Below are 19,069 nucleotides of genomic sequence, written 5' to 3' on the forward strand. Positions count from 1 at the left end.
CCTCAACTGGACATCGCCCGAGTGGTTCCCGCCTTTCGACTGGAATCTTCGTGGCCGACGCGTCAGAGCGCGTAGATCATGCCGTTGCCGATCCGGCGCGCCATGGCGATGCCCGCGGCGGCCGCCGTGCCGGCGATCACATAGGTCGCGATCAACAGGTCGGTGGTTGGCGCGGCGCCACCGTGCAGCAGCACCTGTACCGACCCGACCAGCATCGCCAGCGGGTTGTATTTGACGAAGACCTCGATTGTCTTGGGCACCATGGTCCAGTGATAGATGATCGGGGTCAGCCAGAACATGACGGAGAAGAACAGGTTCAGCAGATGGGGCAGATCGCGGTAGAGGACGCCCAGATAGGCCACGACGAGCCCGGCGCCATAGGTGAAGATCACGATCGGCAGCAGCACCGGCACGATCAGCGTCACGATCAGAAACGCGTGGTCCGACGTGACGATGGCGACGGCCAGCAGCAGCGACATCGCGATCAGCGTGGCGAACAGCTCGCACGAGATGTCCGACAGCACGAAGATCCAGTGCGGCATCGCCGTGTTCTGGCAGGTGGCCTTGCGCGATGTGATAGACGTGGCGCTTGTGATCAGGCTCTGCGACAGAAATGTCCAAGGCAGCAGGCCGGCGGCGAGGTAAACGAAATAATTGTCGATTGGAACTTTGATGATAAGCCCAAACGCGAAGAAGTATACCATTAATTGTATCAGAGGATTGAGTAAGGACCACCCCATCCCAATCAATGATCCACAATATTTCTTATAAAGTGATACGCCAGAAATGAAGTGGACAGTTCGAAGTTCCGCTATCAGGGTCTCGCTCAATAGCATGATGTCACCCGTATCGCTTGGCGTAGATGTCGAGTATTTTGCCGGTAGGCCCGTCCTCGACCATTCGGCCATGATCGAGCAGAACACATCTGTCGCAAACCTCGGAGATCAGGCTGGCGGAGTGGCTGACCAGGATCACGATCGGCGTGCGCTCGATATGTTCCATCATGGCGGCCTGCGACTTCCGGACGAAATGGGCGTCGCCGGTGGCGAAGACCTCGTCCAGGATCAGGATGTCGGGCGTCTGGAACAGCGATGTGGCGAAGGTCAGCCGGGCCTGCATGCCGCTGCTGAGCGTCTGGAACGGGGCGTCGGCGAACTCCGTCAGTTCGGCGAAATCCAGGATGGCCTCCTCCAAGTCCGGGCTGTGTTGGTTCAGCCGGTTGGAATAGGCCAAGCCGAGCTTGATGTTGAGCCGAAGCGGCAGGTCCGGTTCGAACCCCAGGCCCTGCGCTATGACCGGGGCGATGCTGCCGGCGACGGTCCGGGTGCCGTGGACCGGCGGAAGGATACCCGCGATCACCTTGAGCAGCGTCGTCTTGCCCGATCCGTTGTGGCCGACGATGCCGAGCCGGTCGCCAGGCGAAACCTTGAGGTCGATGCCATCCAGCACCTTGCGGCCGGTGACGATCTCCTTCGGCGTGCCGCGCAGCATGCCGACCAGCACGCCCTTGACCGTGCGGTAGACATGCTGGCCGAAAATGACATCGACCTTGTCGAGACTGACCGACGCGGTCGAGGTGTGGACCTCTGTGTCCCGCCGTTCCATCAACCGCTCGAAGGCGGTGGGAGCCATGTCGTTCACGGTATCGTCCCCGTTGTGGTTGAGCGTAGCACCGCCAAACATCATCACCGCACTCACTTGACGGTCGGGCGGAGGATCACGCCCTCCGCCTGCCCCGGCCGTTCCGTTCCGGGCACTCTCATGTCGAAGCGCAGGTCGATACGGCGATGCCGCGCCCGGATGGCGATGCGCTGGGCTTCGCCCTGTTCTTGACCGGTTTTCGCGGTTTCGCCCTTCACCGCCTTGGCCGGACCGGCCGCGGACGGCTGGACCCCGGCGATCACCAAGGGCCAAGCGGCGCCCATGCCGCGAACATCGAGCAGGCGCTCCGCCAAATCGTTGCGCATACTCATCAGGCCCGGTTTGGCGGTGAGAAGGCCGCTGAGAAGATGGACGGCGCGGGCGCCGGTCAGGCTGTCCGCGTCGGCGGCCGATAGTGCCCCCGTGTCGATGTGCGTTTCGATGCGGAGCGAGCGCAGGCGGGCTCGCGCGAACGGGCCGCAGAGGTTCGAATCGGGCGGAGGCGCTCCGCCCGCGACGCAGGGAAGCCAGATGTCGAGCGCTTCCGCCAGCCGCGCGATGGCACCCTGACCGGTTGGCGACGGCGTGACCTCGTCAGGACCGAACAAGGGATCGGCTGGGATGCGGAGCAAGCCTTCGCGGGGCGCGCTCTCCACCGCCACGCCGTGGGCGAGGAGATGGTCGCGAATGTTCTCGACCAGTTTCGCCCGGGCTTCGATGTCCATGTCCACCGGAACCGGCCGTTCAACGGGAACCAAACTGTCGGCGGCCAGTATCGCGGCATCAACCCTAGCCTTGACCCTGGCCTCGACGGTGGCCTCGATTTCAGCCTCCACCTTGGCTTTGGCCTCGGTCACGGCGTCGACCCTATCCTTCCGGACGTCCAGGGCGAAAACCATCGCGACGATGATGAAGATGAACAGCATCCCGGCCATGAGATCGGCCATGGAGGCGTAATAGCCTTCATCCTTCGAGAAACTGTCGACCGGGTTCAGCACTCCGACACCGCCCTCAGCCGATTCGCGCCGATTGCCGGACGATCGCCTGCTCGAGCCGGTCGATCGACGAGATCAGCCGCGGAATCTGTTCGGCCAGTGCCGCCGAGCCATCGGAGACGTTGGGAAGCGCCGGTGCCACCAAGGAAAAGGACGCGCGCGCGACCGCGTCCTCGACCCGGTCGCACAGCAGGTCGAGCCGATCGCGCAACGATTGGACGGAGATCCTGAACGCCAGCGAGATCACCAGCGACATGCCGATCCCCGCGACCGAGGTCAGGAACTTGAAGGTGGCGCTGTTGAGCAGATGGACCAAGGCCGTCCGCGCCTCGACCATGTCGGCGGTCCGCATTCCCTGGCTGGCGAACCACAACCCGGCGATCAGTCCCAGGAAGGTCATCACCAATCCCAGTCCGACGAAGTAGTTCGGCATGGACTGGACCAGCCCCAGGCGCAGTCCCGACCGGTCCAGCGATGCCAGTGTCAGGTAGGCCGAGGGCCGGCCGGCACCGGGCCCCGCCGCCCGCCACGCCCGCCAATCCGTACCGAGCAAACTGGAATCCAAAACCCGGTCGAGGCCATCGAGACGGCCGGTCTGAACCGGCGCGCGGGCGCAGTCCTGGATCAACCGATCCAGTTCCCGCGATACCGGCCGCACCTTTAGGTAAACGAACCACACGACCAGCAGGATCCCGGCCATCACCAATCCGCCCGACAGCAGGATGGCGGTGGCCGGACTGTTGAACATGGCTAGGTAAACACGCGCCAGCGGAGCTATCAGCGCGTGCAGGGTGTCCCACAACACCGTATCGCTGGAGGATTGAGTCTCGAGGCCGCCGTTGCCCGCCCGGTAGATCGTGGCGACGACGATGAACGCCGCGCAAAGCTGAAAAATCCGCTTGATCGAGATATCCATTTTGCTCGGTCAACTCACCAAGGGCATGGCTCCGGAAGCCCGCGAAGTCGGCGGCTCCGGGCACGCTGGTTCAGTATAGGATCGAAAGGGTTAGATCAAGCGTGATACCCTCACGAAAGACCATAACCCACGTCGATCATCTTATGTCTTTGGACATGAGTGATACGTCAAATTGGTTAATGAGTAATGACCCGCCATTGGCTCCGTACCTGCTGGCGTGGGCGGATTTCAGGGTGCGAGCCATGGTTTCCTCGCGCGGTTCGGCGCGCTGAAAGCGAAATCCTCGGACGAGAGGGTCAGGTTCGGGTTGTAGCAGGGATCGTCATCCAGGACGTTCCCCCAGCGTGACCGCATGTGCGCGACCTCGCGGGCGAACCGTTCCGCCTTTTCCGGGGCCATGTCACTCCCGCGCGAAGCCGATTCCAGGTGGAACAGCTCGGCATACGGAGTCCAGACGATGTCAAGGCCGGCTTCCCGCAGTTTCAGACACAGGTCGACGTCATTGAAGGCCACCGCTAGATTTTCGGCGTCGAAACCGCCGATCCGATCGAAACAGCTGCGCCGCGTCAGCAGACAGGCGGCGGTGACCGCCGACAGGTACTGCGGCACTTGGAGGCGGCAGCAATATCCGGCTTCCTTGCCCCGAGAACGCTTGTGCGAATGTCCGGCGACACCGCCGATGCCCAATATGATGCCGCCATGCTGCACCGTTCCATCGGCGTAGAGCAGCTTGGCCCCCACGGCCCCGACATTCGGCCTGACGGCGTGCGACACCATCTCACGCAGCCAACCCCGCTCGATCACCTCGATGTCGTTGTTGACGAAGCCCAGGATGTCGCCGCGCGAGTGTCCCGCTCCAAAATTGTTGATCGCTGAGAAATTGAAGGGACCGGCGTAGCGGATGATCCTGACGCGCTTGTCCGGCGCCAGGGATTTGAAATAATCGTGCGCCTCCGGTTCGGCGCTTTCGTTGTCGAGGATCAGGATCTCCAGGTTGGCGTAGTCGGTCCGGTGGAGCAATCCATCGACGCAGCCCCGCAGCAGATCGACCCGGTCCCGTGTCGGGATCAGCAGGGAAACCAAAGGTTCCGGATCGGGCACCGGCCGGACGACCCGGTTGTAATGCCTGTAACCCGTCGTGATCTCGACCGTCTCCCCGATGCCTCGGAAATGATCGGCCAGCGCGCGGCGGCTCGACTCCACCGCCCCTGTCAGGAAGTCGGTGGAATAGGACCCGGAGGTGTGAAAGACGCGCCAATGATAAAGGATGAAGGGGATGTGCCGGATACGCTCGGGTGTCGTCCTGGCGACGACCCGCAAGGCGAGGTCGAAATCCTGGCTGCCCTCATAGCCCTCGCGGAACCCGCCGATCTCCTTCAGGAGGGCGGTGCGGTAGACGCCCAGATGGTTGATCGTGTTCATGGCGCAGAACAGCTCGAAGTTCCAGTCGGGCTTGAAGTGCGGCTCATGTCTTCGGCCAGCCTTGTCGATCTTGTCCTCGTCCGAATAAACGATATCGGCGTTGGGATGGGCGTTCAACTCGGCGGCGACCATGTACATCGCATGGACCGGTATGACATCGTCATGGTCCATCAGGGCCGTGAACTCCCCGGTGGCGAGGTCGAGCGCGGAGTTGCTCGCGGCGGAGATATGGCCGTTGGTGGGACGGAAGACGATCCTGACGCGATCGTCCCGTCGCCCATATTCCTCCAGTATCGCCCGGATTTCGGGATCGTCCGACGCATCATCCGCGATGCACAGTTCCCAGTGCGGATAGATCTGGGCGAACACCGAGTCGATGGCATTCCTCAGGAACTCCGGCCGGCTTCGATAGGTCGGCATGACGATCGAAATCAGCGGCTGGTATTCCAGCCTTGCGGCATGTTCCGTGATCCGCCGAAGGTCGGCCTCCCCCAGTTCGCCGTATTTGGCGAGCCAAACTTGATAGTCACGGTGCCGCCGCGTTCCCTCATCGTCGAACACCGCCTCCCAGGCGACTTCGAAGGATCGCGCCGGACCGCCGCCATTGATGACCGTCGGCCCTTCGGGAGTGGCCGCGTCGCCTGTCAGGCCCGTGGTTTGACCCGTGGTTTGGCCATTGTGCGGAAGCGGGAGGCCTACGTCATTCGACTCGGGGCGCCCCATGGGGACGAAGCCGGAAACACGTCTCCACCAGCCCGATCCGATCGATCCGACCGCCCGAAGCGGACGCGTCAGTCTCCAGGATCTGGCGCTCGTGAATTCCCGCAGCATTACATCATGGACGCGACTCTCTTCGGCGACGCCCCGCTCCAAGGCGGAAATCTCAAAACGCTGCCGTGACACCTGTGCCTTGAGAATCGTCAAGAGGCGCTCCCTCCCCGCGACGGAGTCGGTCAGGGCCGAGATATGCGCGTCGAGCGACTCGATCCGCTCATCACGCGACCTTATCAGCGCTTCCAGGGAGGCGATGCGATCCCGCATCCGGTTTTTCCTGAAGCTGGCCGCGAGCAGGCCAGGGATACGGAGGGGGAGCGTCAGCCGCCATGCCAGCGATGTGGTGAAGGCCGCCCGGTCGACCTGCCGCTGACGCATCCTCCGCGTCAGCTGGCGGCGGAGACCGGCTAGTTCCTCATCCCCTCGCGCGATCTCCGCTTGAACGGCGGCGAGCGATTGGTTCAGGGGTGGCAGAAGCGACTGCAGCTCGCACAGTCCGGCGGTCGCCTCCGCGATTCGCGTTTCGCGGTCCGTCGCGGTCTTTTCCAAGGATTTGACCATGGTCGCGAGTTTGATGGCGTTCATCGTCGGCTGGAATCCTGAAAACCCGGAGGCGTGGGGGCCGATGTGATTACATGAAAAGGAAAAATTGCATTAACCGGCCCTGGCCTGAAGCCAAGGCGGCGCCTGGGGAACCAAGTCTCCGCGGCGATGCCGATGCCGCCGTGGATCGGTCATCTTTGATGAAGAATCTTCAAAATCGCCGCGGTGACAGGCTAGTGGTGATTTGATCCGCCCGCCGTAAGTTCGTTAATGGGTTGTTAGCAATCATTTTGCTAGTTCTTAGGGCATATACCATATCGGAGAGCTTTAATCATGCACCTAAAGTAGATTCCATGTATACCATGATATGACTTGAATGCCAGCCTGAATTTTTCAGGATTTTGAGTATACTCAGGCCGCTACATTTTCAAACTAAGGGCTATATATCCAAGATATTCCACGTTTATTTGCCTGATACTTGGATAGACATCTCAATAGACCTCTCATCGGCACATCTCTTTGGATAAAATTTTATGGGCCCTGAAGCCGATCTTGAAATTCCTGCTAATTTGCATTATCGCGATAATGCCTCGATACTGACGATCGACAGTATTCGTAAAACAATTTGGCTTACCAGGCCAGATGTCCGCGAGGCATGTCATTGGGACGCTTCACGATATGAGTGGTGGCTGATCCTATCCGGGCCGCGCGAGTATGGCGCCTTGGCCGAATTCGATTGGATGATTCCCAATGACGTCCTCGTGGAGCGGTCAACGGACGCGATCGAGGGTGTGCGGCCACCACTGACCCGATTCATGCGATTGCTCTGGGCCGCGCGGCCGGATGTCCGGCGAACCTATGATCTCTCGACGCCCGAAGGGCAGCGGAGTTTCGTCTGGTGGTACTTTTTCCAAGGCGTCGGGGAGCACGGCTTCTCCCGCTTCGTGACCGACGAGCAGAAGCGGCTCCTGAACGAGCCCCATCCCGAGGTGCCGAATGACACCGTGATGCCGATCACCCGGCTCATGGTGGAAACCTGGACGCGCCGACCGGACATCCAAGGCGTTTTTCCGATCGGCACGCCGGCCGGGCGGGCCTCGTTCCTGGCTTGGTTCTTCACCAACGGCGTCGCGGAGATGAAACTCCTCGGCTTCATCGACGCCGCCGTGGCGCGTGCCTTGATGCTCCCAGCCGAGTCGCCGCCGATCCTGGAGTTGGTTCGGGCAGCCCGCTCCCTGGGGGGCGGGCGGTCCTCGCGGCGCATGGGCGCTCCCTTGCGCGGATGGGTCAAGGCCGTGCTTGGAGAACTGGGCGTCGCTCGCGCCCATGATCGGGAAGCGGCGGCCTTGGCGACTCCGTTGGATGAGGGGATTCATCCGGGTATAGGGCCGCTCCGACTGCTGGCCGGCACTTCCCCGACGGAGACGCCCATGCCCGCGCCTAAGATTCGCCGAAACCTCGAATTCGGCGTCAACCTGATAGGCTACGCGCGTGGCCAGTTCGGTATCGGCGAGGATGTCCGCATGGCGGCGCGGGCGATGCGGGCGGCGGGCGTGCCGTGCGCCATCCACAACATCGATCCGGGACCCGAGGTTTGCCAAGGTGACCGAAGCGCCGACGCTCTGATCACCGCCGATCTGCCATACGCGACCAACCTGTTCTGCTCGACCGGCATGGAGATGGCCCAACAGGCGGCGCGGCGGGGATCGGCTTTGTTCGACGGGCGGCGAACCATCGGATACTGGCCATGGGAACTGCCGGAATGGCCGGACGACTGGCGTCACGCCTACGATCTGATCGATGAGGTCTGGGCATCGAGCCGCTACACCTACGACGCCTTCGTCAAGAGCTGCCCGAAGCCCGTCCGCCACATGCCGATGGCCGTCTCGGTCGATGAGACCGCCGGGTTGGGCCGGCGCGACTTCGGGCTGGGCGAGGACCGCTTCCTCTTCGTGTTCTCCTTCGACGCGCTGTCCCACCACACGCGCAAGAACCCCCTCGCGTGCGTACGCGCCTTCAAGCAAGCGTTTCCAAGGGGGGACGAACCGGTCGGCCTGATCGTCAAGGCCATGCGGGCGAGCCACGCGCCCGCGCGCTGGAGCGCGCTGGAGGAGGAAATCCGGTCGGACGCCCGCGTCACCATCATTTCCCGGACCTTGGACCGGGGCGAACTGCTCGACCTGTACCGGTCGTGCGACTGCCTCATGTCGCTGCACCGCTCGGAGGGGTTCGGACGGAACATCGCCGAGGCGATGATGCTGGGCAAACCTGTCATCGTGACGGGACACTCCGGGAACATGGACTTCACGACGCCGGGAACGGCGGCTCTCGTCGATCACCACCCCTGCCGGGTCGGCAAGGATGAGTATCCCTTCGGGGAAGGCATGTCCTGGGCGGAGCCGGATGCCGGGCACGCCGCCTGGTGGATGCGGCGCCTGATCTCGGACCAGCGATTGAGCGGGCGCCTCGCGGAGCAAGGCCGGGCGCTGGTCCTGGCGACATACTCACCGGAGATCGTCGGCGCCGCGTACGCCGCGGCGCTCAAGGAGCGGGTGACATGAGGGGCAATCGAATGGGCAGAGGGATAAAGGAAAGGATGTTACATGTCGCGCGCTGACGCCGTGGACCCAATCACCCCGGTCATCCTGTCGGGAGGCTCGGGAAGCCGGCTATGGCCTATGTCCAGGGCGCTTTACCCGAAACAGTTCCTGCCCTTGGCCGGCGAACTGACGATGATCCAGGAGACGGTATCGCGGGTCGCGGGACAGCGCTTCGCGCCGCCCCTGGTCATCTGCAACGAGGAGCATCGCTTCATCGTGGCCGAACAACTCCGCGCCAAGGCATGCTCCCCGTCCGAAATCATCCTCGAACCGGTTGGTCGCAACACCGCGCCGGCCGCCTGCGTCGCGGCGCTCAAGCTGGTGGACGCGGGCGGCGACGGGCTGATGCTGATCATGCCGTCCGATCATGTCATCGCCCGGCCGGACAGTTTCCTGACGGCGGTCGCCAAGGCGGCCAGCGCCGCGGCGGCGGGAGCGCTGGTGACCTTCGGCGTCGCTCCGGCCCAAGCGGAAACCGGTTTCGGATATATCAAGATGTCGGCCGGAGATCCCCTCTCCGCTGGCGTCCACCGTGTCGAACGGTTCGTCGAGAAACCCGATCAGGCGACCGCCGACGCCTACGTCGCGGACGGTTCCTACTTTTGGAACAGCGGTATCTTCCTGTTCAGGGCCTCGGCCTACCTGGATGAGCTGGAACGGTCGCGGCCCGCCATTGTCTCGGCATGCCGCAAGGCGCTGGCCGGTGCCGAGAGGGACCTGACCTTCTGCCGCCTGCCGACCGCCGCGTTCTCCGCTTCGCCTTCCGACTCGATCGATTACGCGGTGATGGAAACAACCGCGCACGCGGTGATCGTGCCGGTCGACATGGGCTGGAACGACGTCGGCGCCTGGTCTGCCCTGTGGGACATCGGCGAGAAGGACGCCGATGGCAATGTGGCGCAGGGCGATGTCGTCCTGCAGGACGCGCATAATGTCTACGTCCGGTCCGATGACCGTCTGGTCGCCGTCGCGGGTGTGGACGACATCGTGGTGATCGCGACCGACGACGCGGTCCTGGTGGTCGACCGCCATCGGACGCAGGACGTGAAACTGGTGGTGGAACGGCTCAAGGCGGAAAGCCGCGACATCCACGCTCTGCACACGACCGTCCATCGGCCTTGGGGATCCTATCGCGGCGTCGACCGCGGTGACCGGTTCCAAGTCAAACGGATCGTCGTCAAGCCGGGCGAACGCCTCTCCCTTCAGATGCATCATCATCGAGCCGAGCACTGGATCGTCGTCGAAGGCACGGCGCTCGTGACCTGCGGCGAGCGGAAGTTCCTGCTGCACGAGAACCAGTCGACCTTCATTCCGGTCGGCGAGATCCATCGCCTGGAGAATCCGGGGAAAGTGCCGGTGCATCTGATCGAGGTGCAATCGGGCGGCTATCTGGGCGAGGACGACATCGTCCGGCTGGAGGATGGATACGGCCGGATCATGAATTTTCAACAACAAGCATAGTTCGGAATCATCATGACCAAAACAGCGCTCATCACTGGAATCACCGGTCAGGACGGAGCTTATCTCGCCCAGTTCCTGCTATCGAAGGATTACAAGGTTTACGGCGCTGTGCGCCGGACATCGACCATCAATCTAGGCCGGCTGGAGGAGTTGGGCATCGCGCGGGATGTCCAGCTGGTTCCCTTCGATCTGTTCGAACTGACCAACATCATGCGGGTGCTGGAGAAGGTCCGGCCCGACGAGATCTACAATCTGGCCGCCCAAAGCTTTGTCGCGACATCCTTCGACCAGCCGATCTATACCGCCGAAGTCGACGGGATCGCCGTGACCCGCATCCTGGAAAGCGTGCGGGCTCTTGGCATGGAGAAGGCGACACGCTTCTACCAAGCGTCGACATCAGAGATGTTCGGCAAGGTCAGGGCCGTGCCACAGGACGAGACCACTCCTTTCCACCCGCGCAGCCCCTATGGCGTGGCCAAGCTCTATGGTCACTGGATCACGGCGAACTACCGCGAATCCTATGATATGAAAGCCTGTTCGGGCATCCTTTTCAATCATGAGAGCCCGTTGCGCGGCACGGAATTCGTCACGCGCAAGATCACCCTGGCTTTCGCCCGCATCGCACATGGCGAGCAGGAGCTGGTCGAACTCGGCAATCTCGAGGCCAAGCGCGACTGGGGTTTCGCCGGGGATTACGTCCAGGGCATGTGGCTGATGCTGCAGCGGGACATGGTCGACGACTACGTTCTGGCGACTGGGGAGACCTACACCATCCGCGACTTCGCCACCCGCGCCGGCGCCGCCCTGGGCATGGATCTGGTCTGGGAAGGCGAAGCCGAGAGAACCCTGGGCATCGACCGCAAGACCGGCGAGGTGCGCGTGCGGGTCAATCCGGATTTCTACCGTCCGGCCGAGGTCGACCTGCTGATCGGCAGCCCGGCCAAGGCGGAACGCGAGTTGGGCTGGCGTCGCCGCGTCAACCTGGATGGCTTGGTCGACATGATGGCCAAGGCCGACCATGACCGGGTCTCCCGCGGCAGGGTGCTCGTCTGAGGGCCATTCCACACCGATCCCTGTCGGATTGGAAGTCCGGCGGGGATCCGGGATCGCGGCCGGCTCCACCTTTGAATTCCACGCGCCTGAGCGTGTCGGAGGATGGTTTGGATCGTCGGACCGGCATTGCCTGACCTATCCAAATGTAGTAGTACCAATAGTTATTTTCGACCATGGAGCGGGTGCTCCGCCGGTAGTGGATAGCCGCAAAGAAATACATGATGAGTCGAGCTCACATCACCATCCCCAGGGCGCTTCGGGATCTCGAGATCCTATCCGCCCGGATTGGCCGCGATCCCGAGTTGGTCCAGGGAGCCGGTGGCAACACGTCGATCAAGGATGACGGGGTTCTGTGGGTCAAGGCGTCCGGCTTCTGGCTGGCTCAAGCTGGGGACGCGGATATCTTCATTCCAACCGATCTGCGCGGCATCCGGCGCCGCATCGCGGCCGGAGACGACGACCCGGTCGGCCCCGAACGCCTCGCCCCGACGGATGCTCGCCGCCCCTCCATCGAAACATCGCTGCATGCCCTTTTGCCGCACCGCGTGGTTCTGCATGTCCATTCCGTCAACGCCGTCGCGTGGGCTGTCCGAACCGACGCGCCGGATCGGCTGGCTGAGCGGTTGGAAGGGTTGCGCTGGGCGTTCGCCCCCTATGCCCGCCCCGGCCTGCCCCTGACCCGCGCGGTCGACCGCGCCGTTCACGAAAAGCCGGGCGCCGAGCCCGACGTCATCGTGCTGGGAAACCACGGCATGGTGATCGGCGGTGACGACACGGATCAGGCTGAGAACCTGCTGGCTGAAGTCGAGCGCCGCCTCGCGGTGATCCCACGCCGGATGGCGCCGGTGCCTTGGGCGGCGCTGGAGGCCATCGCGGCCGGCACACCCTGGAGACCGGCCGCGGACGAGGTTGCCCACGCCGTCGGACTGGATCCGGAAGCGCTGGAGATCGCCAGGGGAGGCGTGCTCTATCCGGACCATGTCGTCTTCCTGGGTTCCGGCGTGCCTTCGGCGCCCGCCGACGCCGACCCCGTCGCGTGGCTCGCCGACCGTGCCGCGGCGGCACCCCCGATCGTGGCCCTGCCCGCACTTGGGATCCTCCTGCGGTCGGACCTGCCGCCCTCGGGCCAAGCCATGGCGGTCTGCCTTGGCCTGGTGGCTTCACGCATGGCTTCAAGCGCGCCGATCCGATACCTGCGGCGGGAGGATGAGCATGAACTGCTGGGCTGGGACGCGGAGAAGTTCAGACAACTGATCAATCGATAATCGCGCTCAACTGGGAATAAGATATGCAGATCGTGATTGCGATGTCCGGCTTTGGCGAACGGTTCCGGCGAGCCGGCTATGACGTACCGAAGCCGTTGATCGAGGTCGAGGGCAAACCGATCATCGCCCATGTCGTCGATCTTTTCCCCGGCGACAACGACTTCATCTTCATCTGCAACAATGATCATCTCGCCGAACCAGCCTTCAGGATGCGTGAGATCCTGGAAGGGCTGACCTCCCGCGGGCGCATCGTCGGCATCGCCTCGCACAAGCTCGGTCCGGTCAACGCCGTGCTCCAGGCCGCGGACGCGATCGATCCCGCCGCGCCGACCGTCATCAATTACTGCGACTTCACCTGCTACTGGGACTTCGAGGACTTCACCCGCTTCGTCGATGAGACGGAATGCGACGGTGCGATCCCGGCGTATACCGGTTTTCACCCGCATATGCTGGGATCGACCAATTACGCCTATGTCCGCGAAGACGGAGGGTGGGTGTTCGATATCCAGGAGAAGAAACCCTATACGGACGATCCAGGGTCTGAGTACGCGTCCAGCGGGACCTATTACTTCAAGACCGGCGGAATGGCGTTGCATTACTGTCGGGAGACGGTGAACCAGGGCATCGATCTGGGGGGCGAATACTATGTCAGTCTGGTCTATAAACCCATGCTTGCCGATCGGCGCCGTATCGCCGTGTATCCGCTCCAGCATTTCATGCAGTGGGGCACGCCTCACGACTTGGCGGATTACAATGCCTGGTCACGGCTGTTCCGCCGGTTGAACGGTCCGCGACCCACGGCCCGCCAAACCGGCGCAATCCTGGTTCCAATGGCTGGACTGGGCTCGCGCTTCGCCCGGAAAGGCTATGCCGAACCCAAGCCGCTGATCCCGGTGTCCGGAGTGCCGATGGCGGTGCAGGCGACGCGCGATCTGCCGTCGGCCGACCAGACCGTGTTCGTGCTGCGGCGAACCCTGCCCAGCCTGGACCGCATCACGGCGGCGCTGGACCGGGCCATTCCCGGCAGCCGGATGATCGAACTGGAAGGCGAGACGGACGGACAGGCCCGCACCTGTTTGCTGGGTCTGGACGGGGTCGATCCCGACGCTCCCCTGACGATCGGGGCCTGCGACAATGGGGTGGTGTTCGACGCCGAGGAGTTCGAGCGCCAGATGGCCGACCCCGCCGTCGACTTGATCGTGTGGGGTTACCGGGGACATGCCAACGCCGCGCGCAATCCGGCCATGTATGGCTGGATCGACGTGCGGGACGGCGGAATAAGCGGTGTTTCGGTCAAGCGGCCCCTGGCCGACACCGCGCGCGACCCGGTCATCATCGGCACCTTCACCTTCAAGCGCGCGCGGGACTTCACCGCCGCAGCGGAACGCATGATCGCGCGTGACGGGCGGGTCAACGGCGAATTCTACGTCGACGCCTGTGTCAACGACGCCATCGCCCTGGGGCTGCGCTGCGTCCTGTTCGAAGTCGACGCCTATCTGTGCTGGGGCACACCCGACGAACTGCGCAGCTTCGAATACTGGCAATCCTGCTTCCATAAATGGCCGTCCCACCCTTACCGGCTGGAGCATGACGGGCGGGTGCCCGCATCGGCCGTCGATGCCCTGGATCGGCGGTTCGCCGCCCAGGCGCCAGTGCGTCCCGGAGTGGTTCCATGCGTAAGCTGAACGGCGAGTTGGGCCGCTTCCTGGTGGTCGGCCTGACCACCGTGGGCATCGACTTCATCATCTACTCGCTCCTGTCGCGGTTCGATGCGCCAACCGCGCATGCCAAGGCGCTGGGCTTCCTGGGCGGTTCGGTATTCGCCTACATCGCCAACCGCATTTGGACATTCGGCGCGGGCGCGGGCAAGGCGGCGCGGATACCCCTGTTCCTCGCCCTCTATGGCGGGACGCTCGGTATCAACGTGGCGGCCAACGAAGCGATCCTGACGATCGCCGGCGTCGGCCGACCGCCGACAATCGCCGTTGCTATCGCGTTCGTGATCGCGACGGGCCTATCGGCCGCCCTCAACTTCGTAGGGATGAAATTCGTCGTTTTCCATCCCAATTTCTCGCGCGGCTAGGGTTCAGCCATGAAGTTGTCGCTCATCATCCCCTGCTACAATGAAGCACGCAACCTGCCGCTGCTACTGCCGCGGTGCGCCACGGTGACCGCTGGCGGCGACGCCGAGGTCGTGCTGGTCGACAACGGATCATCCGACGACACCCCGGCGCTGCTCGCGGATTCGTCGGCGCGGTTCCCCGGAGTCCGCTCGGTCCGGGTTCCCGTCAACCAGGGCTACGGTTTCGGCATACTGGCTGGTCTGCGCGCGGCGGAGGGACGGATACTGGGCTGGACCCACGCGGACATGCAGACCGACCCCATGGATGCGTTGACCGGGCTGGCGCTCTTCGACCGGGCCGCGAATCCCGGCCGGTTGTTCGTCAAGGGCCGGAGGCACGGCCGCCCCCTGGCGGATGTCGCGTTCACCGTGGGTATGTCGGTGTTCGAGACGGCGCTTCTGGGAACGAGGCTCTGGGACATCAACGCGCAGCCCACCTTGTTCCCGCGAGAATTCTTCGAGCGATGGCGCGATCCGCCGTCTGATTTTTCGCTCGACCTCTATGCCTACCATCAGGCGCGGCACGCGGGTCTCGCCGTCGAGCGATTTCCGGTGCGGTTCGGCGAGCGCGCCAACGGCGTCTCCCACTGGAACGTCAGTTGGAAAGCCAAGGCGAAGTTCATCCGGCGAACCGTCACGTTCAGCCTCGAGCTTCGCCAGCGACTTGCCGCGCGATAGCGATCATTCATTACTACAAAGAAATGACTATGAAAATTATTATGCATCGTCGCAATACGTTGGAACAACTTCTGAAAACTCCAACCACCATGGGTATCGAAGTGGATATCCGCAGTCATGGCGACCGTCTTGTCATCCATCACGACCCCTACACCGATGGTGAGAATTTCGAAGATTGGATATCTTCTTATTCGCATGGGACACTCATCCTCAACGTCAAGGAAGAAGGTCTGGAGGAACGCCTGATCACCTTGATGGCCTATCACGGCATCGAAGACTATTTTTTCCTGGACCAGTCGTTTCCATTCCTGGTGCGTACCGCGCGACGGGGCGAGAGCCGATGCGCCGTCAGGGTCTCCGAATTCGAGTCGATCGAGACGGCGCTCAGTCTGGCCGGAAAGATCGGCTGGGTGTGGGTTGACTGCTTCACCCGTTTTCCTCTCGATCAACAAGACGCCAGGCGCCTCAAGGCGGCCGGCTTCAAGCTGTGCCTCGTGTCCCCGGAATTACAGGGGCGCGATGGCGCCGTCGAAATCCCGGAGATGCGCGCGCTCTTGGCCGCCCGGGGTATCGTCGCGGATGCGGTCTGCACCAAACTTCCGGAGCTGTGGTCGTGATCCAACGAGCGGTTCTTCGCGATCCGCTGTTCCTGACCGGGCTAAGCCTGAGGGTCGCGTTGATCCTGGTCGCCACCCCGTTGTCCCATGAGGTCTGGTTCATACCGTTCCTGCAAAATCTGGGAGCGGGCGGTTTCATCGACCCCTGGGCCGCCCATCTCGCCGTGGGCGGCACCCCGATGGCCTTTCCCTATGGCCCGGTCATGCTGGCCATCCTGGCGCCGGGCGTGCTGCTCGGAACCGCTATCGACCACCTCGCACCGGGACTGGGAGCCGCGCGCCTCGGTCTCGCGCTGACGGTCCTGGCGCTCGACTTGGCGATGCTGCGGACGATCCTGCGTCTGGCGCCGGGCCGCCGCCGCGCTTGCGTCGGGCTTTACTGGCTATCACCGCTTGTCCCGTACATCTGCTATTGGCACGGGCAGCTCGACGTGGTGCCGGTGCTACTGCTGCTCAACGGGCTGATCATACTCGCCGCCCGCCGCATGGTGCTGGCCGGCGCCCTGCTCGCCCTCGCGGTGTCCGCCAAGCTCAGCATGGCCATCGGGGTGCCTTTTTTCGCGATCTACCTGATTTCGGACAAGCGCCTGCGGCCATTGGCTCCGCGTTACTGGGCCGCCTTCCTGGTCATCATCACCCTGCTCCAGGCACCGCAGCTGCTGTCGCCGGCGGCCGTCGAGATGGTCTTCGGGACGCCGGAGGCCGCCAAGCTTTACAGTCTCGCGGTCAGCTTCGGCCAGGGATTGGAGGTCTATGTCGTCCCGGTCGCGTACCTGCTCATCCTGTACGCGACGTGGCGGGTGAAGCGCATCAGCTTCGAACTGCTGACCGCGCTGCTCGGCATCGGCTTCGTGCTGATCCTGGTGCTGACACCCGCCTCACCAGGATGGTTCATGTGGGCCCTGCCCTTCCTGGTCCTGTACCAATTGCGCTCCGGCCCAAGCGGAATCGCCCTGGTCGCCGCCTTCAGCGCCATGTTCGTCGGTTTCCATCTGATGACATCGACGGGCGCGCGTTTGATCCTGACGGATTTCGATCTTGGACAGCCGTTGGCGAGTCTGGTTGTCCTGCCGCAACGCGCCATCCCCCTGGTCTTGAGCCTGTTGGTGGCGACCGGTTTGATCCTGAGCATCCAGCTCGTGCGCGAAGGGGTGCTACGCAATGATTACTTCCGGTTGAGCCGCAGACCACTGCTGATCGGCATCGCTGGCGACAGCGGTTCGGGAAAGGACACTCTGGCCGAGGTCATGATCGGGCTGTTCGGCCAGCGCTCCGTCGCCCACGTCTCGGGTGACGACTATCATCTTTGGGACCGCCATAAGCCGCTGTGGCAGGTCATGACCCACCTGAACCCGCGAGCGAACAACCTCTCCCAGTTCAATCGCGACGTTCGCGATCTCGCCAATGGCCGCGCGATCCGCAGCCGGCACTATGATCACGCGACTGGCCGGATGACCAAGCCGCGACTCGTGCCGGGCAGCGATGTCGTGATCGCGAGCGGGCTTCACGCGCTGTATTCACCGGAGATCTGCGAGTGTTACAACCTGAAGATCTTCCTCGACATGGACGAGATGCTGCGCCGCCATCTGAAGATCCAGCGGGACACGACGAGACGTGGCCAGCCGGTCGAGAAGGTCGTGCGGTCGATAGAATCGCGGTATCCCGACTGTCGGCGTTACATCCACCCCCAGGCGGAACGGGCGGACATCGTCTTCAGTCTGCAACCGCTCCATCCCATCACGGATGATGGGTTCGTTCCATTCAACGAAAAACTGCCGCTCAAGCTGAAGGTCGCGCTACGGCCAGGCATGCATTACGAAAACGTGGTCCGAATCCTGATCGCGCTATGCGGCATGCATGTCGATGTGCTCGTCAATGAGGCGACCAACGCGACCGAGGTCACGGTCGAAGGCGAAGTGGACGCCGAGGATATCGCCATGGCGGTGCGCGAACTGGTGCCTCAGATGGATGAGCTCCTCGACTTCGCCCCCCGGTGGCAGGGAGGCAATCTCGGCATCATGCAGCTTTTCGTCATTACAGGGGCTGTCGACGCCCTCAGGAGAAGATAGAAATGGCGATCCAGATCCGTCGTCCGCGGCCCCTGACGGACTTGCCGTCCGCGGTCCTGTTCGACACCGACAACACACTGTATCCCTATGAACCGGCACATGTCGCGGCGATGGACGCGACCCGTTCGAAGGCGGCGCGGGTTCTGGGGATCTCCGCCCAGCAGTTCGACGATACGTTTCGGGAAGCTCGCCACCAAGTCAAGACACGGCTTGGCAAAACGGCCAGTTCGCACAGCCGGTTGCTGTACTTTCAGCGCATGCTGGAATTGATTGGACTGCGCACGCAGGTTTTGATGGCCCTTGACCTGGAGCAGACGTATTGGAGGGTGTTCCTGAGCCACGCCACCCTGTTCGACAATGTGAAGGATTTTCTGGACGATCTGCGGATCGCCGGCACCTCGACGGCTATCATCACCGATCTCACCGTGCAGATCCAGTTCCGCAAGATCGTCTATTTTGGCCTGGACCAATATTTCGATCATGTCGTCACCTCCGAGGAGGCGGGCGTCGACAAGCCGAAGGAAGAACCGTTCAAGCTAGCTTTGGAGAAACTCGGTCCGATCACTGGATCGATCTGGATGATCGGCGACGATCCGGTCTGCGACATCCAGGGCGCGCGCGATGTGGTTGGCGCGATCACCTTTCAGAAAAAGCACGAAGGCGTGAGGATCCTCGACGGCGACCTGGGACCGGATATCGTGTTCGAAGACTACAAGGAACTTCAGGTTTTGCTCAAGGGGCTGTCGGACTTGAACGGCACCCCGTCGGCAAGGGTCGAAAAGAGCTGGCCGCTCGGTCTGCCGGCCTTGCGGGCCGCCGTCGAATCGGTACCGGCCAGCTTGGAAAAGCTCCTCCGCTGACCGCATGTCCGAAACCGCGGCCGAGCCATCCCAATGCCGTTCGCACCGGGATG

Annotated in this window: 15 protein-coding genes; 10 read left to right on the forward strand and 5 right to left on the reverse strand. The window is 63.0% G+C overall.

All coding sequences use genetic code 11. From position 1 onward, the window contains the following. Positions 1–62: 62 nt before the first annotated feature. The 5 genes from N825_RS11310 to N825_RS11330 form a co-directional block, all read right to left on the reverse strand. Positions 63–704, reverse strand: a complete 642-nt coding sequence (locus N825_RS11310; protein ID WP_037451258.1) for an ABC transporter permease — start codon at positions 702–704, stop codon at positions 63–65. 136 nt (positions 705–840) lie between these two features. Then, on the reverse strand, positions 841–1,632 hold the full coding sequence (locus tag N825_RS11315; RefSeq protein ID WP_245613090.1) for an ABC transporter ATP-binding protein: 792 nt from the start codon (positions 1,630–1,632) through the stop codon (positions 841–843). Positions 1,633–1,694: 62 nt separating this feature from the next. Continuing rightward, a complete protein-coding gene (locus N825_RS11320) occupies positions 1,695–2,639 on the reverse strand; it encodes a hypothetical protein (protein WP_037451261.1) in 945 nt (314 codons plus the stop codon). Between the two features lie 13 nt (positions 2,640–2,652). Next, a complete protein-coding gene (locus tag N825_RS11325) occupies positions 2,653–3,552 on the reverse strand; it encodes a hypothetical protein (protein WP_037451265.1) in 900 nt (299 codons plus the stop codon). 228 nt (positions 3,553–3,780) lie between these two features. Continuing rightward, a complete protein-coding gene (locus N825_RS11330) occupies positions 3,781–6,333 on the reverse strand; it encodes a glycosyltransferase (RefSeq protein ID WP_198038290.1) in 2,553 nt (850 codons plus the stop codon). A 698-nt stretch (positions 6,334–7,031) separates the two neighbouring features. Here N825_RS11330 and N825_RS36425 point away from each other — a divergent pair. From N825_RS36425 to N825_RS11380, 10 genes are all read left to right on the forward strand, one after another. After that, on the forward strand, positions 7,032–8,852 hold the full coding sequence (locus N825_RS36425; RefSeq protein WP_198038291.1) for a glycosyltransferase family 4 protein: 1,821 nt from the start codon (positions 7,032–7,034) through the stop codon (positions 8,850–8,852). A 42-nt stretch (positions 8,853–8,894) separates the two neighbouring features. Then, on the forward strand, positions 8,895–10,352 hold the full coding sequence (locus N825_RS11340) for a mannose-1-phosphate guanylyltransferase/mannose-6-phosphate isomerase (protein WP_037451266.1): 1,458 nt from the start codon (positions 8,895–8,897) through the stop codon (positions 10,350–10,352). Between the two features lie 12 nt (positions 10,353–10,364). Beyond that, positions 10,365–11,405, forward strand: a complete 1,041-nt coding sequence (gene gmd, locus N825_RS11345; RefSeq protein ID WP_037451269.1) for a GDP-mannose 4,6-dehydratase — start codon at positions 10,365–10,367, stop codon at positions 11,403–11,405. Positions 11,406–11,623: 218 nt separating this feature from the next. Beyond that, positions 11,624–12,670, forward strand: coding sequence for a class II aldolase/adducin family protein (locus tag N825_RS11350; protein ID WP_198038292.1), 1,047 nt, complete (start codon positions 11,624–11,626; stop codon positions 12,668–12,670). Between the two features lie 23 nt (positions 12,671–12,693). After that, positions 12,694–14,355, forward strand: coding sequence for an NTP transferase domain-containing protein (locus N825_RS11355; RefSeq protein ID WP_037451272.1), 1,662 nt, complete (start codon positions 12,694–12,696; stop codon positions 14,353–14,355). Next, positions 14,343–14,753: a GtrA family protein gene (locus N825_RS11360; protein WP_084164676.1), complete on the forward strand. Its 411-nt coding sequence runs from the start codon at positions 14,343–14,345 to the stop codon at positions 14,751–14,753. The genes N825_RS11355 and N825_RS11360 overlap by 13 nt, the downstream gene beginning before the upstream one ends. 9 nt (positions 14,754–14,762) lie before the next feature. After that, the gene (locus N825_RS11365) at positions 14,763–15,470 is read left to right on the forward strand and encodes a glycosyltransferase family 2 protein (protein ID WP_037451278.1); all 708 of its coding nucleotides are present in this window, start codon (positions 14,763–14,765) and stop codon (positions 15,468–15,470) included. 29 nt (positions 15,471–15,499) lie between these two features. After that, the gene (locus N825_RS11370) at positions 15,500–16,087 is read left to right on the forward strand and encodes a phosphatidylinositol-specific phospholipase C/glycerophosphodiester phosphodiesterase family protein (RefSeq protein WP_037451693.1); all 588 of its coding nucleotides are present in this window, start codon (positions 15,500–15,502) and stop codon (positions 16,085–16,087) included. Further along, positions 16,084–18,156: a uridine kinase gene (locus N825_RS11375; RefSeq protein WP_157619118.1), complete on the forward strand. Its 2,073-nt coding sequence runs from the start codon at positions 16,084–16,086 to the stop codon at positions 18,154–18,156. The genes N825_RS11370 and N825_RS11375 overlap by 4 nt, the downstream gene beginning before the upstream one ends. 2 nt (positions 18,157–18,158) lie before the next feature. Then, positions 18,159–19,016, forward strand: a complete 858-nt coding sequence (locus tag N825_RS11380; protein ID WP_063833744.1) for an HAD family hydrolase — start codon at positions 18,159–18,161, stop codon at positions 19,014–19,016. Positions 19,017–19,069: the final 53 nt, after the last annotated feature.

Source organism: Skermanella stibiiresistens SB22, from assembly GCF_000576635.1.
Lineage (GTDB): Bacteria > Pseudomonadota > Alphaproteobacteria > Azospirillales > Azospirillaceae > Skermanella > Skermanella stibiiresistens.